Here is a 25,027-nt window from a genome sequence, read left to right on the forward strand (position 1 = left end):
CGCACGTCCTTCCCGTACACCCCGGTCCCGCCCGGGTGTGCCCGAGTACGACAGGTACGCATCTCCTTGTCTTCTGCTGCTGTCAGCCCCGCCGCGCGGCTGCGCGCCCTCAAGCCCGACTGGCTGAACGACCCCAGGGTCTGGCGCACCGAGGTCCTCGGCGGGCTGGTCGTCGCCCTGGCGCTGATCCCGGAGGCGATCTCCTTCTCGATCATCGCCGGGGTCGATCCGGCCATCGGACTGTTCGCGTCGTTCACGATGGCCGTGACGGTCTCCGTGGTCGGCGGACGCCGCGCGATGATCTCCGCCGCGACCGGTGCGGTCGCCCTGGTGATCGCGCCCGTGAACCGCGAACACGGCTTGGGACACCTGGTCGCCACCGTCATCCTGGCCGGCGTCTTCCAGGTCGTCCTCGGTGCCGTGGGCGTCGCCAAGCTCATGCGGTTCGTCCCCCGCTCGGTGATGACCGGCTTCGTCAACGCCCTCGCCGTCCTGATCTTCATGGCGCAGGTGCCGGAGATGCGCGACGTGCCCTGGCCGGTCTACCCCCTGATCATCGGCGGGCTCGCACTGATGGTGTTCTTCCCGAGGATCACCCGCGTCGTCCCGGCGCCCCTGGTCTCCATCGTGATCCTCACCGTGATCACCGTGGCCGCGGGGATCGCCGTGCCCACCGTCGGGGACAAGGGCGAACTGCCCTCCTCGCTCCCGGTGCCCGGCCTGCCGGACGTGCCCTTCACCCTGGACACCCTGACCACCATCGCCCCGTACGCCCTCGCCATGGCGCTGGTCGGCCTGATGGAGTCCCTGATGACCGCCAAACTGGTCGACGAGATCACCGACACCCGCTCCTCCAAGACCCGCGAGTCCATCGGCCAGGGTGTCGCCAACATCGTCACCGGTCTCTTCGGCGGCATGGGCGGCTGCGCCATGATCGGCCAGACGATGATCAACGTGAAGGTGTCCGGCGCCCGCACCCGCGTCTCCACGTTCCTCGCGGGCGCGTTCCTGATGGTGCTGTGCGTCGCCTTCGGCCCGGTCGTCTCCGACATCCCCATGGCCGCCCTGGTCGCCGTCATGGTCATGGTCGCCTTCGGCACCTTCGACTGGCACTCCGTCTCGCCGAAGACCCTCAAGCGGATGCCCGCGGGGGAGATCGCCGTCATGGCCCTCACCGTGGCCGTCGTGGTCGCCACCCACAACCTCGCGATCGGCGTCGTCGTCGGCACCGTCACGGCCATGGTCGTCTTCGCCCGGCGCGTGGCCCGACTCGCCCACGTCACCGCCGTCACCGACCCCGACGGGACCCAGGTCGTCTACGCCGTCACGGGCGAGCTCTTCTTCGCGTCGTCCAACGACCTCGTCCACCGCTTCGACTACGCGGGCGACCCCGACGACGTCGTCATCGACCTCTCCGCCGCCCACATCTGGGACGCCTCCTCGGTCGCCGCCCTCGACACCGTCGAGACCCGGTACGCCCGGCGCGGCAAGACCGTCCGGATCACCGGCCTGAACACCCCGAGCGCCGACCTGCACGGCAGGCTCACGGGCGAACTGACGGGCGGCCACTGACGGGAGACGGGCCCCGTTCGGGTTGGGCAGCCGCGGCCGGGCGGGGTTCACCGTGGAAGACCTGCTCGGCATGCCAGTCACGGTGAGCCGCAGCGACAGGGAGCGAGCCGGGTTGCGGCCCGATGAGCGGGCGGCCCGCGAGGGCTATGACGTGCTCGCGGGCGGCGGGGCTGTGACCGACGAAGCGTTGTGAGACCAGGATGCGGTGATCGTCTCCCACGCCGAAGACGCCCTTGTCGAAGAGCTTGTGGTGCAGCGCGCACAGGCACAGCCCGTTCCCGACCTCGTCGGGTCCGCCGAACGCCCACCACCGCACGTGGGCGGCTTCCAGCCCGACCGGTACCGCGCCGATCCTGCCGTCGTATCCGCAGAAGGCGCACCGGTACTCGTAGGCGGTGAGCACCAGCTCCCGCATCCGTGGGTCCCGCTGCCTGCGTACCGCCGAGACCCACCCGGCCTCCCTCGGCTCCAGCTCCAGGCCGACGGCTTCGCACAGTTCCCCGTGCAGGGAGGGTGGGAAGTGCAGGTCGAGCAGCAGTCGCGTGATTCTGCCGAGCAGGTCGGGTTCCCGTCGCAGGGCCGCTCTCAAGTCCGGCGCGAGCTGCCCGGTGGCGCCCGTCTCCCGGAGGTCCCGTACTCCGGTGCCGGGGCTGCCCGGTCCGCGATCGGTGCGGACGTCCCACACGCCGTCGCTGACCAGGTGGTGGAAGGGGTAGGCGGGTGTCGTCTTGTGGGGCGGGCCGTACTCGATCAGCAGGCGCTGCAGGTCCTGTTCCACGGCGGTGTAGCGCAGGCCGCCGTCCGCATCGTCCTGGAACCGGCCGAGTGCGTACAGGAGCAGCAGTGGCTTGTGCGGAGCGCGGGTGCCGCTCCTGGTCCACTGCCTCAGCTTCCCGATCCGCTCCAGCCAGTCCATGGGGCTGATGGTAGATCGGCTTCAAGTGCCGAAACCACCATCAACTCACGGCGTGATATTGGTGGTTGTTACGGTACGCGGGTGATCACTAAGAGCGCCCTCCGCCTCACCGCCACATGTCTGTTGGTCTTGATGGGCACCACAGGGTGCGCCGAGTCCGAGAGCAGCGCGCCGTCCGGTTCGTCTGCAGCGGCCTCGACGCCTCCCTCGGGTCCCGCGACGGCGGCAACCACCGCACCTGCCGTCGCGGAGCCGGCCACCACCGCGCGGGAGGCGGCGCAGCGGTTCGCGCAGGCTCTGACACGAGGAGACGCGACCCTGGCTTGCGGACTGGCCGACGCCCGGCTGCGTTCCTTTGCGTCCAACAGGGGAAGGTCCTGTGCCGAAGCACTCACCGAGCTTGCGGCGGACGACCGATACGTCTTCACCCAGACCACCTGCGTCAACTCGCCGAACAGCTACAAGACCGAGGGCGACCCCCAGGACACCGCGGAATCCGTCCGCGTCGACATCGACTGCGCGGAGGGATACACCTGGGTCCGTGTCGACCGGGTGGGTTCCATCTGGCGGGTCACAGAGATCAACGCTCCCTAAGGCAGTGAGACCCTGCCCGAGCGCACGTGCGCCACGTCAGCCGCCAATTGGGAGTGCCCGCGTGAGTGACCAGCACGACAAGCCGTTCCTCCAGGTCGTGGTCTGCGCGGCCGGGGTCGCCGCCGATGTCGGCCGGCTGATCACCGCGGCACAGGAGCGGCACTGGGATGTCGGCGTCGTCGCCACTCCGCAAGGACTTGGCTTCCTTGATGCGGAGGCGGTCGAGGCCCAGACCGGCCGTCCCATCCGCTCGGCCTGGCGATCACCGGGAGAGCCGCGCCCGAGTCGACCTGCGGATGCGATCGCGGTCGCCCCGGCCACCTTCAACACGGTCAACAAGTGGGCCGCCGGGATCTCGGACAACCTCGCGCTGGGCATCCTGTGCGAAGCGCCCGCCATGGGTGTTCCGGTCGCCGTGCTGCCGTATCTGAACTCGGCCCAGGCGGCGCACCCGGCATACCGCCAGAGCCTGGACCTGCTGCGCGCGATGGGCGTCCTCATCGGCTCCTACGAACCGCACCGGCCGAAGGCGGGCGGCGGCGCCGATCGCTACCGCTGGGAGGAAGTCCTGGAGCTGCTCGCTCCCGGGCTGTCCGCGCGGTCGTGATCCCGCCCGAATAGGGCGAAGCCCAAAAACCTCGCCCTAGCCAAGAAATCCCAGCTCAGGGCCACACCAGGCAATACGGCTGATGCCCCGCCTCATGCAGCCGGTGGGAGAAGTCCTGCCACTCGTGCAGCAACTGGTACACGTTGAACGCGTCCCGCGGCCCGCCCCGGTCCGGGACCGTCGACCAGATGAAGGCTGCCGCGCCGACCGCTTCCTCGCCGATGCCGCGCAGGGGGTCGACGACGGTCATGGGGAGTTTCACCACCGCGTAGTCGGGGTGGAGGACGACCAGTTCCAGCGGGGGGACCTTGTGCAGGGGCACGCCCTCGATGCCGGTGAGGACCATGGCGGCCATGGTCTCCGGCTTGATCTTGGTGAACATGCCGTTCATCCCGAGCTCGTCGCCGCCGAGTTCCTCGGGGCGCATCGAGATCGGGACGCGGGCCGCGGTCGCGCCGTCGGGCGCGCCGAAGTACTTGTAGGTCACCCCCACCCGACCACCATTCCTGCTCTCCGCCCCCGGCCGGTCGGCGTGCCGCGCGTCCCGGTCGGGGTCGCTCGGTGTGCCGTGTGTCTGACGTGCTTCGGACGCTTCCTCCGCCTCGCGTCGGTGCCTTCCCCGCCGGGCACGTCGAGGACCCAGGTCGTCGGTCCCCTCGCCCAGTCCGCCACCGCGATGCATATCTCCACCCGACTGCTTTTCTAGGACGCGTGGCCCCCGCCGCGCAACCCGATCATCGTGTCAGTGACCTCCCCCACGGCCGCTCGCCGAAACGTGCGGTGAAACATCTGTCCGTCACGAGTCCGCAGGACGGTCGGCAGCCGCGCCCGCGCCGCCTCATTGAGCTGCGTGGACGGGCTCCAGTCTGGCAGACGGCACGGCGATCGGGGCGGTTGTCTACCCTTGTCAAGGTCACCCTGGGCAACCAGAGGCCGGGCCGGGGCCGATCAGGGTCCGCGCATGGCCCGGGCCGGGGCCACGCAGAGTCCGATACGTCGGAGAAGGTCGAGAAGGTCGGAGAAGTCGCAGGTCATGAGCGAACTGGCATATCCATACGAAGCACCGGCCTCGCAGGCTCTGTTCGACCGCGCGGCGGCCGTCACACCCGGCGGCGTGAACTCCCCGGTGCGCGCCTTCCGTGCGGTCGGCGGCACGCCGCGGTTCATGGTGTCCGGCACCGGGCCGTACCTGACCGACGCGGACGGGCGGGAGTACGTCGACCTCGTCTGCTCCTGGGGTCCGATGATCCTCGGGCACGCCCACCCCGAGGTGATCGCCGCCGTGCAGGAGGCGGTCGCGCGCGGGACGTCGTTCGGCACGCCCGCCGAGGGTGAGGTCGCCCTCGCCGAGGCGATGGTCGAGCGGGTCGCGCCGCTGGAGGAGGTGCGGCTCGTGTCGAGTGGGACCGAGGCGACCATGTCGGCGATCCGGCTCGCCCGCGGGTTCACGCGGCGCACCAAGGTGATCAAGTTCGCCGGGTGTTACCACGGTCACGTCGACTCGCTGCTGGCCGCCGCCGGCTCCGGCGTCGCCACCTTCGCGCTCCCCGACACCCCCGGCGTCACCGGCGCCCAGGCGAGCGACACGATCGTGCTGCCGTACAACGACCTGGAGGCGGTGCATGCCGCCTTCGCCGCGCACCCCGGCGAGATCGCCTGCGTGATCACCGAGGCGTCCCCCGGCAACATGGGCGTCGTGCCGCCGCTGCCCGGGTTCAACCAGGGGCTGAAGGACGCCTGCGCCGCCAATGGCGCGCTGTTCGTCTCCGATGAAGTGATGACCGGGTTCCGGACCAGCCGCGCCGGGTGGTACGGCGTGGAAGGGGTCGTCCCCGACCTCATGACCTTCGGCAAGGTCATGGGCGGTGGGTTCCCCGCCGCGGCCTTCGGCGGGCGCGCCGACGTCATGGCGCACCTCGCCCCGGCCGGCCCCGTCTACCAGGCCGGCACCCTCTCCGGTAACCCCGTCGCCACCGCCGCCGGCCTCGCCCAGCTGCGGCTCCTCGACGACGCGGCGTACGACACGGTCGACGCCGTGTCGCAGCAGATCCAGGGGCTCGTCACCGAGGCGCTGAGCAAGGAAGGCGTCACGCACACGCTCCAGAACGCCTCCAACATGTTCTCCGTGTTCTTCACCGACCGGCCGGTCACCAACTACGAGGACGCGAAGGCGCAGGAGTCCTTCCGGTTCACCGCGTTCTTCCACTCGCTCCTCGCGCACGGCGTCTACCTGCCGCCGTCCTCCTTCGAGTCCTGGTTCGTCTCCACCGCCCACGACGAGCGGGCCGTCCAGCGCATCGCCGACGCCCTCCCGGCGGCGGCCCGCGCGGCCGCGGAGGCGACGGCATGAGCGAGACGAGCGAGACGCGCGACGACGACCTCACCGTCGTCCACGTGATGCGGCACGGCGAGGTCGAGAACCCCACCGGCGTCCTCTACGGACGGCTGCCCGGCTACCACCTCTCCGAGCTGGGCCGGCGCATGGCCGACCGGGTCGCCGACCACCTCGCCCCCCGCGACGTGACCTACGTCGTGGCCTCCCCGCTGGAGCGGGCGCAGGAGACGGCGACGCCGATCGCCAAGTCGCACGGCGTCGACCTCGACACCGACGCGCGGCTCATCGAGGCCGGCAACGTCTTCCAGGGCAAGACCTTCGGCATCGGGGACGGCGCGCTGCGCCGGCCCGGCAACTGGAAGCACGTGGTCAACCCGTTCCGGCCGTCCTGGGGCGAGCCGTACGTCGACCAGGTCGTCCGGATGAAGGGCGCGCTGGACGCGGCCCGCGACAAGGCCCGCGGCCACGAGGCCGTGATCGTCAGCCACCAGCTGCCGATCTGGATCCTGCGCTCGTACGTCGAGCGGCGGCGGCTGTGGCATGACCCGCGCAGGCGGCAGTGCACGCTGGCGTCCCTGACGACGTTCACGTACCGGGGCGACCGGATCGTCTCCGTCGGCTACACCGAACCCGCCCGCGACCTCGTCCCGGCCCACCTCCTCGCGGGCGCCAAGCCCGTCAAGGGGCAGGGCAAGGCGTACGGCGCCTGAGAGCCGTACGACACGTAGGAGCCCCCTAACGTAGGAGCCCCCTACTACCCGTACGACCCCGCGGGGTGTGACGCCTGTTACTGAACCCGCACAAATTTCCGGAACCCGCTCGTTCGTCGCGTCCTCTCACCTAGTGACCACCCAAGGACGCGACGAACGAGGTTGCGATGCGCACTTCCAACCGCACTCTCACCCGCAGGGGGATGCTCGGACTCGGCGCGGGCGCCGCGGCGGCCGTCGGGCTCGCGGGCTGCGGCTCCGGTTCCCACCAGTCGTCGGACGGCTCGCACCAGGCCGGTGACTCCGGGAAGCCCTCGCCTTCCGGCAGCGGCAAGGCCCCGGCGAAGCCGATCGGCGACGGCTCCACGTCGTACACCGGCAAGCAGCCGCACCAGCCGGACGCGCCGGTGCCGTTGGAGCCCGGCCAGACGCCCCCGCAGTTCGTCGTGTTCTCCTGGGACGGTGCCGGCGAGGTCGGCAACGGGCTCTTCCCGCGCTTCCTCGACCTCGCGCAGGAGCACGGCGCGCACATGACGTTCTTCCTCTCGGGCCTGTACCTGCTGCCCGAGTCGAAGAAGCGCCTCTACGACCCGCCGAACAACCCGCGCGGCGCCTCCGACATCGGCTACCTCACCGACGCCCACATCAAGGACACGCTGAAGAACGTCCACCGGGCCTGGCTGGACGGCCACGAGATAGGCACCCACTTCAACGGCCACTTCTGCGGTGGCGGCGGCTCGGTGGGCAACTGGACGTCCGCGCAGTGGCGCAGCGAGATCGACCAGGCCAAGTCCTTCGTCAAGGAGTGGCGGACCAACAGCGGCTGGACCGACCTGCCGTCCCTGCCCTTCGACTACGACAAGGAACTCGTCGGCGGCCGCACGCCCTGTCTGCTCGGCCAGGACAAGCTGCTGCCCACCGCCCGCGAGCTGGGCTGGCGCTACGACGCCTCCTCGCCCGGCGGCCGTCAGGTGTGGCCGGCGAAGAAGGACGGCGTCTGGGACTTCCCGCTGCAGCAGATACCGTTCCCCGGGCACTCCTTCGAGGTCCTGTCGATGGACTACAACATCCTCGCCAACCAGTCGGTCAACTCGACCAAGGCCCCCGCCCACAACTACCCGGGCTGGCGCGAACAGGCCACGAACGCGTACATATCGGGCTTCAAGCGGGCGTACGAGTCGAACCGGGCACCCTTCTTCATAGGCAACCACTTCGAGGAGTGGAACGGCGGCATCTACATGGACGCCGTCGAGAACGTCCTCAAGCACGTCGCGCGGGAGAAGGAGAAGGGCGAGGACATCCGGCTCGTCTCCTTCCGCCAGTTCACCGACTGGATGGACGTGCAGAACCCGGAGGTGCTGGCCAAGCTGCGCACCGTCGAGGTGGGCCAGCGGCCGGCCGGTGGCTGGAACGCCTTCCTCAAGGACGCGCCGGCCACTTCGGGAGCGCCCTCGAACGCCGCCTGAAATGCGGGTTTCCGCCCGTGAGGGGGGTGCGCAAGATCCTCGGAACGGACATGCGAAACTTTTCACATGAGTGCCGCCAGCCGCGCCCCCCTGCGCTCGAACCGCTCGAACCGCACGACCCGCACCGCCGCCCGTGTCCGTGGTCGCGCCGTCCTCGCCGTCGGCACCGCCGCCGCGGCGCTGCTCGTGTCCGCGTGCAGCTCCGGCGGCACCTCGGGCGGCGGCGGCCAGACGGGCTTCATCACCGGCTCGGACGGCATCGCCACCGCCAAGAAGGGTGAGCGCGCCGACGCCCCCGAGCTGTCCGGCAAGACCGTCGACGGCGGACAGGTCGACGTCGCCGACTTCAAGGGCAAGATCGTCGTCCTCAATGTCTGGGGTTCCTGGTGCGGGCCCTGCCGCGCCGAGGCCAAGAACCTGGAGACGGTCTACAAGGACACCAAGGACCAGGGCGTCCAGTTCGTCGGCATCAACACCCGCGACACCTCCACCGGTCCGGCCCGCGCCTTCGAGAAGGACTACGGGATCACGTACCCGAGCCTGTACGACCCGACCGGCAAGCTGATGCTCCGCTTCGAGAAGGGCACCCTCAACCCGCAGGCCATCCCCTCGACGCTCATCATCGACCGGGAGGGCAAGGTCGCCGCGCGCACGCTCCAGGCGCTCAGCGAGGAGAAGCTGCGCAAGATGCTCGACCCGTTCCTCACCGACGGATCCGCCGACTCCGGCAAGTCGGAGAAGTGACGTGTCCGCAGTGACCACGCTGGCCGCCGAGGGCTACAACGGCACGGTGCTCAACGGCGCCCTGCTGGTGGCCCTCCCCATCGCCCTGCTCGGCGGTCTCGTCTCCTTCTTCTCGCCCTGCGTCCTGCCCCTGGTCCCCGGCTACCTCTCCTACGTGACCGGGGTCACCGGCACCGACCTCGGCGAGGCCCGGCGCGGCCGGATGGTGGCCGGCGCCTCCCTCTTCGTCCTCGGCTTCACCGCCGTCTTCGTCTCCAGCGGGGCGCTGTTCGGCTACTTCGGCGCGACGCTCCAGGAGAACCGGGGCGTGCTGAGTACCATCCTGGGCGTGTTCATGATCCTCATGGGCGTGTTCTTCATGGGGCTGATGCCCTGGCTCACCCAGCGCGAGTTCCGCTTCCACAAGAAGCCCGTGAACGGCCTGGTCGGCGCCCCGGTACTCGGCGCCCTGTTCGGCATCGGCTGGACCCCCTGCATCGGCCCGACCCTCGCCTCCGTACTCGCGCTCTCCGCCGACCAGGGCACCGCCGGCCGGGGCGCCATACTGACCGTCGCCTACTGCCTCGGCCTCGGCGTCCCCTTCGTCCTCGCCGCGGTCGCCTTCCGCAAGGCGCTCGGCGCCTTCGGCTGGATCAAGCGGCACTATGTCTGGGTGATGCGCGTGGGCGGCGTCATGATGATCGCGACCGGCCTGCTGCTGGTCACCGGCGCGTGGGACAGCATCGTGCAGTCCATGCAGACCTGGTCCAACGGCTTCACTGTGGGGATCTGACCGATGAGCAAGACGACAACGGGCGACACCCCGACAGCCACCGAGGAAGGGGACCTCGGCGCCGCCGGCTCCCAGCTCTCCACCGCCCCCAAGGAGGAGGCCCCGAACCTCCCCTCGCTCGGCGTGATCGGCTGGGCCCGCTGGTTCTGGCGCCAGCTCACCTCGATGCGCGTCGCGCTGCTGCTGCTCCTGCTGCTGTCGCTGGGCGCGATCCCCGGGTCGCTGATCCCGCAGGACGGCGTCGACGCGATGAAGGTCGAGGAGTTCCGGCAGAACCACGACATCCTGGCGCCGGTCTACGACAAGCTCGGCCTCTTCCACGTCTACAGCTCGGTGTGGTTCTCCGCGATCTACATCCTGCTGTTCATCTCCCTCATCGGCTGCATCGTCCCGCGCACCTGGCAGTTCGTCGGCCAGCTCCGCGGCCGCCCGCCGGGCGCCCCGCGCCGCCTGGACCGGCTGCCCGCCTACACCAGCTGGCGCACCGGGGCCGAGCCCGAGGAGGTGCGCGAGGCCGCGCTGACGCTGCTGAAGAAGCGCCGCTTCCGCGCGCACGCCGTCGGCGACGCCGTCGCGGCCGAGAAGGGCTACCTGCGGGAGGTCGGCAACCTCGCCTTCCACATCGCGCTGATCGTGATGCTGATCGCCTTCGCGTGGGGCCAGCTGTTCAAGTACGAGGGCAACAAGCTGATCCTGGAGGGCGACGGCTTCGCCAACACCCTCACCCAGTACGACGACTTCAAGTCCGGGAACCTCTTCGACCAGGACCAGCTCGACCCGTTCAGCTTCTCCCTGAAGAACTTCCGCGGCACCTACGAGCCGACCGGCCCCAACCGCGGCACCCCGCGGATCTACGAGGCCCACGTCACCTACAGCGAGGGCGCCGACGGCGCCGAGAAGACCAAGACCATCAAGGTCAACAAGCCGCTGGAGATCGACGGCTCCAAGGTCTACCTCGTCAGCCACGGCTACGCGCCCGTCGTCACCGTCAAGGACGCCAAGGGCGACGTCGTGATGGACAAGCAGGCCGTGGCCCTGCTGCCGCTGGACTCCAACGTCACGTCCTCCGGCGCCATCAAGGTCATGGACGGCTACCGCAACGCGAAGGGCGAGAAGGAGCAGCTCGGCTTCAACGCGTTCTTCCTGCCGACCTACGGCGGCAAGGGCAGCACGATGCTCTCCACCTTCCCGGCGCTGATCAACCCGATGCTCGCGCTCTCCGCCTACCACGGCGACCTCGGTGTCGACGCGGGCTTCCCGCAGAGCATCTACCAGCTCGACAAGACCAACCTGAAGGAGTTCAAGGGCTCCGACGGCAAGCTGTTCAAGAAGCAGCTGAAGGTCGGCGAGACCATGACCCTCCCGAACGGCGCCGGCTCGGTCACCTTCAACGGCATCCACGAGTGGGCCGGCTTCCAGGTCACGCAGCAGCCCGGCAGCGGCTGGGCGCTCGGCGGCGCCGTCGTCGCCATCCTCGGTCTGGCCGGGTCCCTGTTCATCCAGCGCCGCCGGGTCTGGGTACGGGCCGTGCGCGGCGCCGACGGCGTCACGCTCGTCGAGATGGCGGGCCTCGGCCGCAGCGAGTCCGCGAAGGTCCCCGAGGAACTGGGCGACCTGGCGGGGGTCCTGTACGACCGGGCACCGGACGCGGGGGCGGAGCCGGACGGCTTGTCCGACTCCGACTCCGATTCCGCGTCTGCCGAAGGGGCTGAGAATTGAATCCTCTCCCCCGCGGAACAAGGGAGATTCCCGGCTCTCGCCGCCCGGTCGGCCAGCGGCCTTCCAGGTCTTCCACGATCAACGCCGGCCGGGTTGAAACCAGCCCGGTAACACGCACGCCATCCTGCTGCAGACTGCACCGCCCGACCGCTTGGTGCCGGGACATTCACCCGAAGGAGTGCTGAGAAAGTGACTCTCGCCGCCGCAACCGAGCTCGCCGCCGCGACCAACGAGAATCTCGCGAACGTCAGCAATACGCTGATCTACTCGTCGATGGCCGTCTACACCCTGGCCTTCTTCGCGTACATCGCCGAGTGGCTCTTCGGCAGCCGCAGCAAGGTCGGCCGTACCGCCGCCGCGCTCACCGCCACCAACGAGACCACGGCGGCCAAGGCGAAGACCGGACCGGCCGTCACCGTGAACAAGGCCGGCGGCACCGCCGTACTGGAGCGCCCCGAGGTCGTCGTCCGCGCCGCTTCCGGCTCCCGTGACGTGCCCGACGGTCCCGGCGCGCACGGCGGCACCGAGCAGGGCGACCTGTACGGGCGGATCGCCATCTCGCTCACCCTCCTCGCCTTCGCCATCGAGGCGGGCGGCGTCCTCACCCGTGCCCTGTCCGTGGAGCGGGCGCCGTGGGGCAACATGTACGAGTTCAACATCACGTTCACCACGACGGCCGTCGGCGTGTACCTGGTGCTGCTCGCCCTGAAGAAGAACGTCCGCTGGCTGGGCCTGCCCCTGATCACCACGGTCCTGCTCGACCTCGGCCTCGCCGTCACGGTCCTCTACACCGCCAGCGACCAGCTCGTCCCGGCCCTGCACTCGTACTGGCTGTACATCCACGTCTCCACGGCGATCTTCTGCGGCGCGGTCTTCTACGTGGGCGCGGTCTCCACGATCCTGTACCTCTTCAAGGACTCGTTCGAGAACAAGCTCGCCTCCGGCGGCACGCCCGGCCGCTTCGCCAACTCGGTCCTGGACCGGCTGCCCGCCGCCGCCTCCCTCGACAAGTTCGCCTACCGCGTCAACGCCGCCGTCTTCCCGCTGTGGACGTTCACGATCATCGCGGGCGCGATCTGGGCGGGCGACGCCTGGGGCCGCTACTGGGGCTGGGACCCCAAGGAGACCTGGTCCTTCATCACCTGGGTCGCCTACGCCTGCTACCTGCACGCCCGCGCCACCGCCGGCTGGAAGGGCCGCAAGGCCGCCTACCTGGCCCTGATCGCCTTCGGCTGCTGGCTGTTCAACTACTACGGCGTCAACATCTTCGTCTCCGGCAAGCACTCGTACGCGGACGTGGGCCTGGGCGCCCTTCAGTCGGTGGGCTTCTGAGCCAGGAGCCCCAGGCCCAGGCCGGGTTCCACGCCGGTCAGTTCGCAGGAGGCCGCCCACAGCCGGGCGGCCACGGCGGCGTCGGACATGTGGGCCGGGACGGGTTCGGAGCGCGGGGTGCCGCGCAGTCCGAAGACCCTCGGTCCCCACAGTTGCCCGCCCGCCACGTGCGGGTCGAGGACGGCCCGTACGACCGGCCACGCGCCGGCCTCCTTGCCCTGCACCAGCAGCGCGGCGGGCAGGCCGCGCAGCCGTTCCCCGGCGGTCCTGGTGTGGACCGGCGGACGGGCGGGCGTGAGGGAGTCCAGCGCGCCGCCGGGATGGGCCACCACGCTGGAGACGGTGCTGCCGACCGCCCGTAGACGCCGGTCGAGTGCGAAGCCGAAGGTCATCTGGGCCAGCTTGGACCGGCCGTAGGTGCGCGCCGGCCGGTAGTCCCGGGCGGACTCCAGGTCGTCCACGTCGAGCCGTTCCGACCGTGCCGCGAAGCTCCCCACGGTCACGATCCGGGCGGCCGGGGCGGCGGTCAGCAGCGGGGCCAGCCACCGGGTCAGCGCGAAGTGGCCGAGGTGATTGGTCCCGAACATCAGCTCGTGCCCGTCCCCGGTCTCCCGCCGGGGCGGGTCGTCCAGCGCGACCCCCGCGTTGTGGACGACGGCGTCGAGGCGTTCCACGTCCAGCCGCTCCACCGCGGACTCCAGCGACGGCAGGTCGGCGAGGTCCAGCCGGAGGTGCCGCACCCGGGCGTCGGGGACACGCGAACGGATCGAGTCCGCGGCGGCGCCGGCCTTCCCGGGATCGCGGCTGCCGAGCACCACGACGGCGCCGGTGGCGGCCAGTTGCTCCGCGACGAAGTAGCCGATGCCGGCATTGCCTCCGGTGACGAGGAAGGTGCTTCCCGTGGCGGGCGGCGGTCGGTGAACGTCCCACGGTCGGTTCCGGGGTGCGAAGGACATGAGCGCGGACTCCTTGTGCTCGGGCGGCGGCGCCGGGTGGTGACGCCGACTCCGCCAAGGTCACATCCGCGACCGACATGCCGCCGACAGATCTCCTACACCACGTGACCGTGCGGCCGGTTCGCCGTCGCCGTCGCCGGACGGGAGCGGGCCACGCCCGTGATGACGTCCCGCAGGCGCTCGACGTACAGCCGCAGGTTCTTGTGCGCCACGTCGGTGTCCGGGTAGCGGCTGGCGAACCAGAGGCCCTCGGGGAGCCGGGTGACCCACGCGCACACCTGGTCGCCGTACGAGACCCGGAGCAGGGCGTACGCCGACTGGTCCGGCCAGTGGCCGGCGCCGGGGACGTCGCGGGCGTCGACGTACGAGACGATCGAGTACAGGTCGGGCGAGGTCGGCCGGAAGTCCGTGCCGAGCAGGCGCAGCACCCGGTCGATCGGCATGCGGGACAGCCGCCGGTTGGCCTGGAGTTCGGCGCGTACGGTGCGCAGGGCGCTCGGGAAGTCGTGCGCCCGCGCCACCGGGACCTCGATCGGGGCGCCGCCCACGTACCAGCCCACGGACTCCGACCACTGGGAGCGGGAGCGGGTGTGGAAGGGGACGACGGTGCGGTAGACGGGCTCGCCGCCGATCTCGTGGACGATCAGGGCGGTGGCGGCCAGGACACCGACCAGGCTGCCGCCGTACGGGCGGCAGTACGCCTCGAAGGCGGCGGCGTCGGCCGCGTCCACCAACGGCTCGCGCAGCATCCGCTGTTCGGGCAGCGTGCCGCCCGGCTCGACCCCGAGCTCGACGGGGAAGGACGGCAGCCGCCCGTCGCACCGCCGGATGAACTCCCGCCAGCGGGCCACGATGTCGTGGGTACCGTCGATCCGGTCCGCGTCGGCCCGCTCGGCCTCGCAGAAGTCGACGTAGGAGCCGACGCGCGACCGCGGCACGGTCCGGCCCGCGACGCCGGCCGCGTACAGCTCGTGGACCTCGGCGGGGATGCGGTAGATGGAGTAGGCGTCGACGTTGCTGTGGTCGAAGGCCATGTAGACGCTGACGCCGTCGTCGCGGACGACCGCCGTGTAGATGAGGTTGGGCCAGCGCAGCGCGTCCGCGACCCGGTCGAAGCGGTCCTGGAGGTGGCGGGCGAGGCCGGTCGCGTCCGGGAAGTCACCGACGTCCTCGCGGTGCAGGGACACGGAGTCGGCGTCGAGGGTGAACCGCCGCATGTCGTCGCCGCTCTCGCCGCCCCACCGGAAGCCGCTGCGCAGGGTCTCGTGCCGCAGGGTCCAGGCGCGCAGCGCCTCCTGGAGCACGTCGAGGTCGACCGGGCCGGGGATGTCGAAGGCCGCGCCGAGCCAGGTCGGCACGAACAGCCCGTCCTCGCGCACCGATCGGGCCGTGCGGATGTGCGACTCCTGGATATAGGCGGGTGGTCGCGCATCCTCGGGCAGCGCCGCCGCGATGTCGAGCGTCCTGGGACTGAGCGTCCACTCGACGAGGCGCCCGGGCCGGATCTCGCAGCGGTGGATGTCGGTCATTCGCACGAGGGGTCTCCGTTCGCAGATGTAACAGACCCGACCAAGGGAATGCCGTCTCCACGACCGCGCACGCGCCGTGTCGCCACGGTTCAACGGAACGGATGGCCTTTCGAACGGCGGTGCGGCCGCCCGGGTGAGCATAATCCGGGGCATGTCGCTTCAGGGAACGGACACCTACCGGGACGACGGCACCCTGCCGGCGCTGGTTGCCCGGGCGGTTGCGGCGGCCCGTGCGCACGGCTTCGCCTTCTCGTGCCGGCCCGAACAGGGGCGCCTGCTCCACCTGCTGGCCGCGGGGGCGCCGCACGGCATCGCCGAGACGGGCACGGGCTGCGGCGTGGGCCTGGCGTGGCTGGCCTCCGGCGCCCGCCCGGGCGTCCGGCTGGTCAGCGTCGAACGCGACCCGGAGCGGGCCGGTGTCGCCGCGTCCGTGTTCCGGGACCACCCCCAGGTCGAGATCCTGCACGGCGACTGGCGGCGCGTCGAGGAACACGGCCCGTACGACCTGCTCGTGCTCGACGGCGGCGGCCAGGCCAAGGGCGACGGCGCGGCCGACCCCGACCGCCTCCTCACCCCCGGCGGCACGCTGGTGGTCGACGACTTCACCCCGGCCACCACCTGGCCACCCCTCTTCGACGGCGCCCCCGACCACCCCCGCCTGCACTGGCTCGACCACCCCGCCCTGCGCTCCACCGAACTCCGCCTCGCCCCGGACCTCGCGGTGATCGTCGGCACCCGGCTGCCGGGTCGTCAGGCCCGGCACTCCAGCACCGCGTAGTCGGCGAAGCAGCGGCGGTAGCGGGTGTGGCGGGTCTGCTGGGTGTGTGTGCGCTGCCACTCCTCGACGTCCGTCGGGGCGGGGCAGGGCCCGGACGTGGCGCCGCAGTCCGTGTCGTCGCCGGACACGCAGTACGCCTGGTACTCCGGCAGCGCGGACGAGTCCTGGACGATCGCGAACGGTACGTAACGGAACACCCGGCATCCGCCGTCGTGGTCCCGCCGCTGGTGCCGGGCGAGCAGCACATCCGCGTCGGTCTCCGCGCTCCCGTCGCCGACCGCGCGGGCGTGCGCGCGCAGTACCGCCAGCTCCGTGCAGGCCACGCAGCCGGGCACCGGCACGGGCGGTGGCGGCAGCGCGACCAGCGTCCGCGCCATCAAAGTGTCGGTGACCGAACGGTCGTTGACCGCCCGCACCGCGGCGCTCAGCCGCTCCTCGCGATCCATCGTGCAACCTCCGTGACTCTGGGTGTATCGAGAGTCGCGCAGGGGAATCGTCGGTATCAACGCCTGACGCGTGACACACGTCCATTGTCACGGAGGGGGAGGGGCACATTGGCGCGACGCAACGCCGGTGGCTCGGGCGCGAGTACGGCTGCCGTTTTCGGCGAGGTCCTCCGCCACTTCCGGGAGGCCGCGGCGCTCACCCAGGACGGCCTCGCGGCCCGCATCCCCTGCGACCGCTCGCACATCGCCCGGGTGGAGGCGGGGACGCGGGTGCCGCAAGACACGTTCGCGAAGACGTGCGACGAGTTGCTGGGCACGGGTGGGGTGTTGGCGCGGTTGTGGGGGCGGATCGACTGGTATCCGGAGGTGGAGCATCCGGACTGGTTCCGGCGGCGGGCCGAGATGGATGCGAAGGCGGTGTCGCTGCGGGAGTATCAGGAGCGAGTGATGCCAGGGCTGTTGCAGGCGCCGGGCTACGCGCACGCGCTGTTCTCGCAGATCGCGAGCGGTGAAGATGTAGAAGAGCGTGTCCGGGCCCGACTGAGCCGCCAACCGCGCTTTCTTGCTGGCGGCGGTCCCCTGTATATCGCCGTCCTGGACGAGAGCTGCCTGCGCAACGTGGTGGGGAGCCCAGAGGTCATGCGCGACCAGTGCGCACACCTGCTGAGCGTCGGGCTACGCCCCAACATCCGTATCCAGGTGGCTCCGGCGGGCCTCTTTGGGCTCGTCCGCCCCAGGGGCTCCATGTCGTTGATCGAACTGCGGGACGGGCGTTGGGTGTACTCGGAATCGCTCGACCGTGGCCATTTCAACAACGATCCGGCAGTCTACGCACGCCACAGCCAGACCTATGATGTGTTCAGGGCAGACATTCCGTCAGCCCGGGAGTCCGCCGCTCTGATCAGCGACGTTATGGAAGGGTACGAGCAGCATGGACGGGTTCGAGATCAGCGCGGCGACCTGGGTCAAGAGCAGCTACAGCGACAACAACGGCGGCAACTGCGTCGAAATCGCCCCCGGTTTCCCCGCCGTCGTCCCGGTCCGGGACAGCAAGAGCCCTGACGGCCCCGTCTTGGTCGTCACTCGTTCCGCCTGGGCGTCCTTCACCTCAACCCTGCTCTGACCGGAGCGGCATGGGAGTCTGCGATCTGAACGCGGCGACCTGGATCAAGAGCAGCTACAGCGGCGAGAACGGCGGCAACTGCGTCGAGGTGGCCCCCGGTTGTATGGACGTCGTCCCCGTCCGCGACAGCAAGAACCCTGACGGCCCCGTCCTGGTCGTCAGCCGGTCCGCCTGGGCCGCGTTCACCGGAACCCGCGTCTTCGAGTTCCGGGCCCACGGGCGGTAATTCCCAAAGGACGATGGGGAAGAAAGAACCTCACCAAGCCCCACCCCTCCCGCCCACGACGTCGACTCACTCGCCTGGGTGAACATCACCGGTTGGGCTGGATTTCGGAGCCCCCAACTCCCTTACGCTCAGCGCAACAACCGCTGACATATGTCGGCCCCCGCCGGGGACTAGCGATCCCCGCGAGGGCCTGACCACCGAGGAAGCGAACCCTTCCTGATGGATACCCAAGACCTTAGCGCGCCCCCGCGCGCACAGTCCGCCGTTGGCGCCAACCACCCCCGTTCGGGGGTCATCCACGACAACGTCCGCCACACCGCGAACTTCACCGTGGTCGGCAACCACCTCGCCCAGCACCCGGACCTCTCCCTGCTGGCGATCGGTCTGGGCCTGCACATTCAGTCCGTGCGCGGCGGCACCTCCGTGGACATCAAGAGCCTGGCCGCCCGCTTCAAGGAGGGCACGGTCCGCATCGCCGCCGCGCTGCGCGAGTTGGAGGCCCACGGCTACCTGCGGCGCGAGCGCAGGCGCGCGGCTGACGGCCGTATCGTCACCCGCACCGTCTCCTGCAACGATCCCCGGGCCCGGTAGCGGGCGGCAGCCACCGACTGCCCCGCCCGGCCGAAGACCCCGGTACGCCCCGAACGCAGGGCCGTCGTCCGCAAGGCGCTCCCCGCCGTACCGCAGCCGAGCTGCACCGCCCCCGCGCTGCTCCGGGCCGCCACCGACCTGCTCACCGACCTGCGGCGGCATGACTCCCGCCTGCTGCTTTCCGCGACCGACACGGCGCACCTGGCGCCCGGCGTCGCGGCCTGGCTGGAGCGCGACGTCCGCTCCACAGCCGTACGCCACGCCCTGACCGCCGGCCTGCCCGACGAGCCCCTGCACCGCCCGGCCGCCCTGCTGGCCCACCGCCTCGCGGCTCAGCTGCCGCCCCCGGCCCCGTTCCGCCCCGTGGCAGCCGCACCGCCGCCACCCCGATACCCGCTCCGGAACTGCGACGGCTGCGATCGAGGCTTCCGGGGCCCCGAACCCGGCCTGTGCCGAGACTGCCGAGCGGCGAAGTGCCCGGCCCCGCCCACTCCCTCCTCCCAGCGATGAACAGGCCGGTCATCCGCGTGCCCGCAACCTCCCGCCCCTTTCGCCCCGGGCGACTAACCTGGCCAGTGCACTCCCGGGAGGACATCATGAGCACTCAGGCCGATCACGGGCACGAGCTGGTTCCTCGCCCCGAGCAGACCCCCGACGCCTTGCGGGCAGCTCTCGCCGTCGTCGCGCCCGGCCGCCTCACGGAGATGCAGCAGTCGAAGGACGACGCCTTCGCGAAGGCCGTGGAATGGGAGTCCCTCAGCCCGGTGCGAAGCTGGGTCATGGCCTGGGCGAGAGACATTGAGATCGCCCGACGCCCCGACCTGTCCGCACGCCACGCCCGTGCCAAGAGCAGGCTGGAGGACGAGGACCCGGAGGCGGCGCAGAAGGCGTTGCGGGAGCTGAGCGATGTCCTCAGCGAGGCGATGCGGGCTGTAAGCACTTGAGCTGGCGCTGGGAGTACGTCTTCGGCGCGGAGGAAGCAGCGCGCAGCGCACCGCGGTCCTTCCTGGCGGGGGTGGAGAGCAGAGCGGACGAGCTGGTCAGAGCAGCGGAGGCACTGTACGTGCACGGGCGAGGACACGAAGGCACCGACCCCAAGGGCGGGGACATCATCGTCCCCGGTGGCATGTTCACGTACCAGACCGTCGTGCGAAGCGAGCGCGTTTTCGTCGTCCAGATCATCTACCTGGGCTTTTGAGTGAAGCGGTGAAATCCGCGACGAAGGCCGTGAACAGCGCCGTGCGCATCGTGGCGCCGCGAAGGTGGCCCTGGGCGTGGCAGGGGAGGCCACGGCCCAGGGCCGGTATGCGGAGGGCGGGGCTAGCGGGCGTTTGCTGCGTGGTGGGTGACCTTCTTGATGGCCTTGAGGGCGAGGTCGGGGCGGTCGGTGTGGATGTAGTGGCCGGTGCCCTTGGCGGTGGTGAGGTGGCTGTGGGTGGAGAGGGCGCGCCATTCGCGCTGGCCCTTGGTCCACATGCGCTCCAGGGCGGGGCCGTACTGGGGGACCTCGGCGTACTGGGACTCGTGCTTGAGGATCTCGACGGGGATGCGGCCCGCGGAGTGGACCCTGCCGTCGGCGATGACGAACTGCTCCGGGTTCTGGCCCTCGTTGACGGCGAGGGCGCCGGCGCGGACCTGGGCCGGGATGCCGGTGGCGTCGGCGGGGATGGTGCGGTTCATGTCGCGGGTGAGGTGGGGGACGGTGGCGTCGAGGAGGACGAGGCCCTTGACGCGGTCGGTGTGGTGGGGGGTGTAGCGGGCGGCGATGTAGCCGCCGAGGGAGTGGCCGGCCAGGACGACGGGGCGGTCGCCGGCGAGGCGGTCGAGGACCTTGGTGAGGAGCCTGCCGGTGTCGTCCATGGTCTGCAGGGTGCCCGGGGCGGGCTTGTCGCTGGCGCCCTCGCCGAGGCGGTCGTAGGAGCAGACGCGGTTCGTCCTGCTCACCGTCTTCTGGAGGGGGGCCATGTTGTCCAGGCCCTCGCCGCCGCCGGCCATCAGGAGGACGAGGGGCTCGTCGGCGTCGGTGGCGTTGCCAGAGCAGGAGACGTTGACCGTGTGGCCGTCGACGCGGAGCTTCTTCGTGCCGGTGAAGGCGGCTCCCGTCGAGGCCGCCTCGGTGTCGGTGGTGGCCTTGGCGTACTCCTCGTCGAGGACGAGTCCCGCACCGGCGACGGTGCAGACCACGGCGATGGCGGCGGTGGCCTTGGCGAGGGTGCGGAACATGGGGGCCTCCAGCAGGCATGGTGGGGGTGGGGCAGTGGGTGAGTGGGGGTCTTCTCCGTCGGCCTCGGTCGGCCTCCGGCGGCCCCGGTTCGGCCGGTCGTGCTCGGCGACTGGTGAAGACTCTAGGGACGCGACCGTCCGCGATCGTCACCCCGCGGTGGACACCTGCGTGTAGCTCCCCCGGGGGACAAGCCGCCCCGTCTACTCCCCGCCCGTGCTGATCGACCGCCAGATCCGGTCCGGCAGCACCCGCGCCGCCTCCTCCAGGTCCAGGTCCCGGATGCCGGCCACGTGGCGGCGGGCGACGGCCACGACCGGGCCCAGGACCAGGGACTCCAGTACGGGCTGGGGCAGCGGGGCCAGTTCCCCGGAGGCGATGTGCGGCTGGGCCCACGCCGCGAACGCCGACACGGCCGGCGCCTGCGCCTCCCGCGTCTCCTGCGCCCGGGGCATCATGCGCTCGTCGGCGTAGGGGGAGTGGAGGAGCAGGGCCGCGCCCGGGTGGTCGCGGACGAAGGCGAAGTACGCCTCCACCACCGCGCGGATCCCGGCCCGTGCGCCCTCCGTGGCGAGCAGCGCGGTGACCAACTGCCCCATCAGCCTGCCCGTCCAGCGTTCCGTGAGGGCCGTGAGCAGGCCGTCCAGGCTGCCGAAGTGGTGGTACAGGCTGCCGAGACTGACGCCGCTGGTCCGGGTGACGGCGGTGACGGTGACGCCCTGTTCGCCCGACTCCGTGTAGAGGCGCAGCGCGGCGTCCAGGAGCCGGTCGGAGGTGACCTCACCGCGGTGCTGCTTGGGGCTCATGGACAGGCCGTTCTCGTCGTCCCTGCTGGGGCTCGTTCTCGATGTGTTTCTAGAGTCAGTTTCTAGAAAGCACTTCCAATTCTACGTCCTCCTGGCTCAGACTGTCCCACGTCGGACGCGCGCGTCCGCCCGGATTCAGGAGGGGATCGGGCGGGCCGCGGGTCCGCGGTCGTCAGGACAACGGGGAGACGGGGCAGGCGTGTTGGAGCTGGACGGCAGCGGTGCCGAGCCACTGGAGGACGAGGACCCGCGGCGGATCGGGCCGATCCCGCTGATCGGACGCCTCGGCGCGGGCGGCATGGGCCGCGTCTACCTCGGCGTCCACGAGGGGCGGTACGCCGCCGTCAAGCAACTGCTGCCCTCGATCGTCGCCGAGGACAAGGACTTCCTGCGCCGCTTCGGACACGAGCTGGACAACCTCGCGCGCTTACCCGCCGAGGCGACCGCGCCGCTCCTCGCGGGCGACCGCACCGCCAGTCCGCCGTGGTTCGCCACCGCCTACGTCCCGGGGCTCACCCTGAACGAGGCCATCGACGTCCACGGGGGCCCGCTGCCCGCCGACGCGCTGTGGCTGCTGCTGCGCGAGGCCGCCTCGGGGCTGGCGGCGGTGCACGCGATGGACATGGTGCACCGGGACCTCAAGCCGTCCAACGTGATGCTCACCCTCGACGGCCTCACCCTCATCGACTTCGGGGTGGCCCGCGCCGCCGAGCAGAGCCGGCTCACCCGCACCGGCATGGTGGTCGGCACGCCCGCCTACATGTCGCCCGAACAGGCGTCGGGGGCCAGGAGTTCGTCCGGTGCCGTCGACGTTTTCGCGCTCGGCTCCGTCCTCGCCTACGCGGCGAGCGGCCGGCCGCCCTTCGGCGAGGAGTCCGGGCACGCGGTGCTCTACCGGATCGTGCACGAGGAACCCGACCTCGGCGCCGTGCGCGAGCTGGACCCGGACCTCGCCGATGTGGTCACGGCCTGCCTGGACAAGGATCACGAAGGGCGGCCGACCGCCGCCGAACTGGTCGGGATCGCCGACCGGCACGGGCCGTTCGCGCCGCCGCTGTGGCCGGAGTCCGTCACCGGGCCACTGGCCGCGCGGGCCGCCTTCGCCGGGACGGTCCCGGACGCGGCGGATCTTCCCGCCGAGGTGCCCGCGGAGGTGCCCGCCGAGGTGCCCGTCGTGCCGCCCGCCGTCGTCGTCGCCGCCGAGCCGGAGCGGCGCGAGCGCCGACGCCGTACGCGCGTCGTCTTCGCCGTGCTCCCGGTCGTGGTCGGCGCCGCGAGCACCATCGCCATCCAACTCCTGCCCCATGCCACGGACTCGGGCGCCGAGGCGGGCGCCGCTCCGACCTCCTCCGTCTCGGCGTCGGCCGACCCCGCGGACTCCCCTTCGAAGCCGGGGGAGAGCCCGACGGCCAGCACGTCGGCGTCGCCGTCGACGTCCGCCTCGTCCTCGTCGTCGTCCTCATCGTCCGGGGACAAGGGGGGAGACGGCGGGGCCGTCGGAGGGGGAGCGGGAGAGGGCCGTTCCGGCGCGACCGCCGGTACCGGTACCGGCACCGGCAGCGGCAGCAACGACGGGAACGGATCGGCCGGTTCAAGCGGCTCGGACGGCTCGGACGGTTCGGGTGGGTCCGGCAGCGCTGGCGGCTCGGGCGGCTCGGGCGGCTCGAACGGGTCGGCCGGATCCGGGTCCGACGACACGGACGACGCGTACCCGCCCGCCTCCGGCTACTTCGGCCTCAAGAACGGTGAGGAGGGCAAGTGCCTCATCCAGGTCCTCAACAGGGCCGACACCGGATTCTGCACGGACATGGCCGCCCACTGGACCTTCCGCGGCGCCGGGAACGGCGCGGTCAAGGTCGTCAACAAGTCGGGCTCCTGCCTGAGCGCCAACATGAAGGGCCAGGCCGTCTTCACCGGTGACTGCGCCACCAACAGCACCGCGCTCCTGTGGCGGACCGGCTCCGGCTCCACCCTGCGCAGCGTCTTCAGCGGAGGCTGCCTCGACCTGGCCTTCGGCCCGGGCGTCGACACCCAGACCTGCGGGTCCGGCGCGGCGTCCCAGAAATGGACGCGGAACTAGGGCCTTTCGTCCGGGTCAGGCCGCACCCGCTGCAGGGCGGCCGTTTCGACGACGGTGCGGACGAACGCGCGCACCTTCGGGGTGTTCCCCGTGGCCGGCCACAGGAGGCCGTACTCCACCGGCGGGGCGTCGCTGAAGGGGACGTAGGCGATGTCCGGGCGGGAGTAGTAGTGCGCCGCCCGTGCGGAGGTGGGGGAGACTCCCTTGCCCGCGCCGACCAGGGCGAGCACTTCCTGCCAGGCGGTGGTCGACGGTCCGCGCGGGATGGGCCGGCCCTTCGGTGTGCGGTGGGGGTAGTGGAAGTCGAGGACGTACTCGGGCTGTCCGGTGACGGTGATCATCGGGGCGTCGGCGAGGTCCTCCAGGGAGACGGTCTCCCGCTCGGCGAACGGGTGGCCGGCGGGGACGGCGAGGGCGCGGGGCTCGGAGAAGAGCACCGGGCCGTTGACGATGTCCGGCTCGTCGATGGGCAGCTCGATCAGCTGGAGGTCGCGGCTGCCGTCGCGCAACGGTCCGAGCGGGTCGTGCAGCTGGGAGTCCTGGATGTGGACCACGCAGTCGGGGTGACGGGCCCGGAAGATGTCGGCCGCCGCCACGACGAGGTTGCCGCACCACGCGGCGGAGTAGCCGACGCTGATTTCCCCGGTGATCTTCCGGCCGGCGGTGGCAGCGGTGGCCAGCGCTTCCTGGATCTGCCGATAGCCGGCGCCCAGGCCGTCTCTCAGCTGTTCCCCGACGGGTGTCAGCTGGACGTTGCGGCTGGTCCGCTTGAACAGTTCGGCGCCAATGGCACGTTCCTGTTTCTTGATGACCTGGCTGACGCGGGCGGGAGTGACGTGCAACCGGTCCGCCGTCCGGCCGAAATGCAGCTCCTCCGCCAAGGCCAGGAAGATCTGTATCTCCCGCAGCTCCACGCCCGCCGCCCCCGATTCGTGAATCCCTGTGTTAACCGACGTTGCACGATACGTCGTTGATGCGCCCGTCGACAGCGTTGATGCTTGACCGTGACGGCGGCGGGCAACGCGAAAGGAACTCAGCGGATGAACATCATCGCGTCGGCGGTGCTGCTGACCGTCGGCCACCCGGCGGCGTCGAGCCGGTTCTTCACCAGCCATCTGGGGTTCCGGGAGGTGCTGGTGGCCGACGATGCCATCCACCTTTCACGCGACGACGCGGCCACCGACCTTGTCGTGCGGCGGTGCGACCCCGGGTGCGACACGCAGCCGCATCCGGGGCAGCAGCCCGCCGCGCACGCCGAAGTGATGGTGTCCTTCACGGTCACCGACCTGGCGGCCGAACACGAGCGGCTGCGGCGGGAGGGCGCGCGGATCACGACGCCGTTGCGCCAGGAGCCGTGGGGTGAATGGGTGCTGCAACTCCTCGACCCCAACGGTGTAGTGATCCAGATCGTGGAGTGGGTGCCGCCCGTCGGCGCCTGACGGGCTCTCGCTCCACTCAACCCAATCCCCTTTCCTTCTCATCCTTTTCATCCTTCGAGTCATTC

Annotated in this window: 26 protein-coding genes and 1 pseudogene; 19 read left to right on the top strand and 8 right to left on the bottom strand. The window is 70.9% G+C overall.

From position 1 onward, the window contains the following. Window positions 1-66: 66 nt before the first annotated feature. Window positions 67-1,572 carry a SulP family inorganic anion transporter gene (locus ACFC1X_RS08350; protein ID WP_376349908.1) on the top strand — a complete coding sequence of 502 codons (1,506 nt, stop codon included), beginning with the start codon at window positions 67-69 and terminating at the stop codon, window positions 1,570-1,572. Here the strand turns inward: ACFC1X_RS08350 and ACFC1X_RS08355 are convergent. Continuing rightward, entirely contained in the window at window positions 1,544-2,488 is a 945-nt protein-coding gene (locus ACFC1X_RS08355; protein ID WP_376349910.1) for a phosphorothioated DNA-binding restriction endonuclease, read from the bottom strand. The genes ACFC1X_RS08350 and ACFC1X_RS08355 overlap by 29 nt on opposite strands. Before the next feature lie 81 nt (window positions 2,489-2,569). Between ACFC1X_RS08355 and ACFC1X_RS08360 the strand changes: the two genes are divergently transcribed. Next, window positions 2,570-3,082: a hypothetical protein gene (locus tag ACFC1X_RS08360; protein ID WP_376349912.1), complete on the top strand. Its 513-nt coding sequence runs from the start codon at window positions 2,570-2,572 to the stop codon at window positions 3,080-3,082. Window positions 3,083-3,143: 61 nt separating this feature from the next. Beyond that, complete coding sequence (locus tag ACFC1X_RS08365) at window positions 3,144-3,689, top strand: flavoprotein (RefSeq protein ID WP_376349913.1); 546 nt, start codon at window positions 3,144-3,146, stop codon at window positions 3,687-3,689. A 55-nt stretch (window positions 3,690-3,744) separates the two neighbouring features. On the opposite strand, the gene ACFC1X_RS08370 is transcribed toward ACFC1X_RS08365, so the two are convergent. Then, window positions 3,745-4,371, bottom strand: coding sequence for a hypothetical protein (locus tag ACFC1X_RS08370; protein ID WP_376349915.1), 627 nt, complete (start codon window positions 4,369-4,371; stop codon window positions 3,745-3,747). 351 nt (window positions 4,372-4,722) lie between these two features. On the opposite strand from ACFC1X_RS08370, the gene hemL reads away from it, so the two are divergent. The 7 genes from hemL (at window position 4,723) to ccsB (ending at window position 12,767) form a co-directional block, all read left to right on the top strand. Further along, window positions 4,723-6,039 carry a glutamate-1-semialdehyde 2,1-aminomutase gene (gene hemL / locus ACFC1X_RS08375; RefSeq protein WP_376349916.1) on the top strand — a complete coding sequence of 439 codons (1,317 nt, stop codon included), beginning with the start codon at window positions 4,723-4,725 and terminating at the stop codon, window positions 6,037-6,039. Next, window positions 6,036-6,734 carry a histidine phosphatase family protein gene (locus ACFC1X_RS08380; RefSeq protein WP_376349917.1) on the top strand — a complete coding sequence of 233 codons (699 nt, stop codon included), beginning with the start codon at window positions 6,036-6,038 and terminating at the stop codon, window positions 6,732-6,734. Before hemL ends, ACFC1X_RS08380 begins: the two co-directional genes overlap by 4 nt. A 167-nt stretch (window positions 6,735-6,901) precedes the next feature. Further along, complete coding sequence (locus ACFC1X_RS08385; RefSeq protein ID WP_376349919.1) at window positions 6,902-8,200, top strand: hypothetical protein; 1,299 nt, start codon at window positions 6,902-6,904, stop codon at window positions 8,198-8,200. 66 nt (window positions 8,201-8,266) lie between these two features. After that, window positions 8,267-8,944, top strand: a complete 678-nt coding sequence (locus tag ACFC1X_RS08390) for a TlpA family protein disulfide reductase (protein ID WP_376349921.1) — start codon at window positions 8,267-8,269, stop codon at window positions 8,942-8,944. A 1-nt stretch (window position 8,945) separates the two neighbouring features. Further along, window positions 8,946-9,716, top strand: coding sequence for a cytochrome c biogenesis CcdA family protein (locus ACFC1X_RS08395; protein WP_376349924.1), 771 nt, complete (start codon window positions 8,946-8,948; stop codon window positions 9,714-9,716). 3 nt (window positions 9,717-9,719) lie between these two features. Then, window positions 9,720-11,435, top strand: a complete 1,716-nt coding sequence (locus tag ACFC1X_RS08400; RefSeq protein WP_376349926.1) for a cytochrome c biogenesis protein ResB — start codon at window positions 9,720-9,722, stop codon at window positions 11,433-11,435. A gap of 189 nt (window positions 11,436-11,624) precedes the next feature. Further along, window positions 11,625-12,767 carry a c-type cytochrome biogenesis protein CcsB gene (gene ccsB / locus ACFC1X_RS08405; RefSeq protein WP_376349928.1) on the top strand — a complete coding sequence of 381 codons (1,143 nt, stop codon included), beginning with the start codon at window positions 11,625-11,627 and terminating at the stop codon, window positions 12,765-12,767. Here the strand turns inward: ccsB and ACFC1X_RS08410 are convergent. Further along, window positions 12,749-13,723: an SDR family NAD(P)-dependent oxidoreductase gene (locus tag ACFC1X_RS08410; protein WP_376349931.1), complete on the bottom strand. Its 975-nt coding sequence runs from the start codon at window positions 13,721-13,723 to the stop codon at window positions 12,749-12,751. The genes ccsB and ACFC1X_RS08410 overlap by 19 nt on opposite strands. Before the next feature lie 95 nt (window positions 13,724-13,818). Further along, a complete protein-coding gene (locus ACFC1X_RS08415; RefSeq protein WP_376349934.1) occupies window positions 13,819-15,258 on the bottom strand; it encodes a condensation domain-containing protein in 1,440 nt (479 codons plus the stop codon). Between the two features lie 145 nt (window positions 15,259-15,403). Between ACFC1X_RS08415 and ACFC1X_RS08420 the strand changes: the two genes are divergently transcribed. Further along, window positions 15,404-16,030: an O-methyltransferase gene (locus ACFC1X_RS08420; RefSeq protein ID WP_376349936.1), complete on the top strand. Its 627-nt coding sequence runs from the start codon at window positions 15,404-15,406 to the stop codon at window positions 16,028-16,030. Here ACFC1X_RS08420 and ACFC1X_RS08425 read toward each other — a convergent pair. Continuing rightward, window positions 16,003-16,476: a hypothetical protein gene (locus ACFC1X_RS08425; RefSeq protein ID WP_376349938.1), complete on the bottom strand. Its 474-nt coding sequence runs from the start codon at window positions 16,474-16,476 to the stop codon at window positions 16,003-16,005. The two genes, ACFC1X_RS08420 and ACFC1X_RS08425, sit on opposite strands and share 28 nt — an antisense overlap. 108 nt (window positions 16,477-16,584) lie before the next feature. On the opposite strand from ACFC1X_RS08425, the gene ACFC1X_RS08430 reads away from it, so the two are divergent. The 6 genes and pseudogenes from ACFC1X_RS08430 to ACFC1X_RS08455 all read left to right on the top strand — a co-directional run bounded on the left by ACFC1X_RS08430 (window position 16,585) and on the right by ACFC1X_RS08455 (window position 19,614). Beyond that, window positions 16,585-17,538 (top strand): Scr1 family TA system antitoxin-like transcriptional regulator, encoded by a 954-nt coding sequence (locus ACFC1X_RS08430; RefSeq protein ID WP_376349940.1) that lies wholly within the window; start codon window positions 16,585-16,587, stop codon window positions 17,536-17,538. Then, window positions 17,486-17,599: a DUF397 domain-containing protein gene (locus tag ACFC1X_RS08435; protein ID WP_376351000.1), complete on the top strand. Its 114-nt coding sequence runs from the start codon at window positions 17,486-17,488 to the stop codon at window positions 17,597-17,599. Before ACFC1X_RS08430 ends, ACFC1X_RS08435 begins: the two co-directional genes overlap by 53 nt. 10 nt (window positions 17,600-17,609) lie before the next feature. Continuing rightward, complete coding sequence (locus ACFC1X_RS08440) at window positions 17,610-17,825, top strand: DUF397 domain-containing protein (protein WP_376349943.1); 216 nt, start codon at window positions 17,610-17,612, stop codon at window positions 17,823-17,825. A 219-nt stretch (window positions 17,826-18,044) separates the two neighbouring features. Next, a pseudogene (locus tag ACFC1X_RS08445) lies at window positions 18,045-18,926 on the top strand (helix-turn-helix domain-containing protein). Window positions 18,927-19,012: 86 nt separating this feature from the next. After that, the gene (locus ACFC1X_RS08450; RefSeq protein ID WP_376349946.1) at window positions 19,013-19,360 is read left to right on the top strand and encodes a hypothetical protein; all 348 of its coding nucleotides are present in this window, start codon (window positions 19,013-19,015) and stop codon (window positions 19,358-19,360) included. After that, a complete protein-coding gene (locus tag ACFC1X_RS08455) occupies window positions 19,357-19,614 on the top strand; it encodes a hypothetical protein (protein WP_376349948.1) in 258 nt (85 codons plus the stop codon). Before ACFC1X_RS08450 ends, ACFC1X_RS08455 begins: the two co-directional genes overlap by 4 nt. Window positions 19,615-19,736: 122 nt before the next feature. Here the strand turns inward: ACFC1X_RS08455 and ACFC1X_RS08460 are convergent, their stop codons facing one another. Together ACFC1X_RS08460 and ACFC1X_RS08465 are read right to left on the bottom strand one after the other, a co-directional pair. Next, the gene (locus ACFC1X_RS08460; protein ID WP_376349949.1) at window positions 19,737-20,639 is read right to left on the bottom strand and encodes an alpha/beta fold hydrolase; all 903 of its coding nucleotides are present in this window, start codon (window positions 20,637-20,639) and stop codon (window positions 19,737-19,739) included. A gap of 201 nt (window positions 20,640-20,840) precedes the next feature. Beyond that, complete coding sequence (locus ACFC1X_RS08465; RefSeq protein ID WP_376349952.1) at window positions 20,841-21,443, bottom strand: TetR/AcrR family transcriptional regulator; 603 nt, start codon at window positions 21,441-21,443, stop codon at window positions 20,841-20,843. A gap of 199 nt (window positions 21,444-21,642) precedes the next feature. Between ACFC1X_RS08465 and ACFC1X_RS08470 the strand changes: the two genes are divergently transcribed. Next, window positions 21,643-23,523 carry a protein kinase gene (locus ACFC1X_RS08470; RefSeq protein ID WP_376349955.1) on the top strand — a complete coding sequence of 627 codons (1,881 nt, stop codon included), beginning with the start codon at window positions 21,643-21,645 and terminating at the stop codon, window positions 23,521-23,523. Here ACFC1X_RS08470 and ACFC1X_RS08475 read toward each other — a convergent pair. After that, window positions 23,520-24,437, bottom strand: a complete 918-nt coding sequence (locus tag ACFC1X_RS08475) for a LysR substrate-binding domain-containing protein (protein WP_376349958.1) — start codon at window positions 24,435-24,437, stop codon at window positions 23,520-23,522. The two genes, ACFC1X_RS08470 and ACFC1X_RS08475, sit on opposite strands and share 4 nt — an antisense overlap. A 126-nt stretch (window positions 24,438-24,563) precedes the next feature. Between ACFC1X_RS08475 and ACFC1X_RS08480 the strand changes: the two genes are divergently transcribed. Beyond that, window positions 24,564-24,962 carry a VOC family protein gene (locus ACFC1X_RS08480; protein ID WP_376349961.1) on the top strand — a complete coding sequence of 133 codons (399 nt, stop codon included), beginning with the start codon at window positions 24,564-24,566 and terminating at the stop codon, window positions 24,960-24,962. The last annotated feature ends 65 nt before the right edge of the window (window positions 24,963-25,027 follow it).

The sequence above is a fragment of the Streptomyces sp. NPDC056128 genome, assembly GCF_042263835.1.
Classification (GTDB): domain Bacteria; phylum Actinomycetota; class Actinomycetes; order Streptomycetales; family Streptomycetaceae; genus Streptomyces.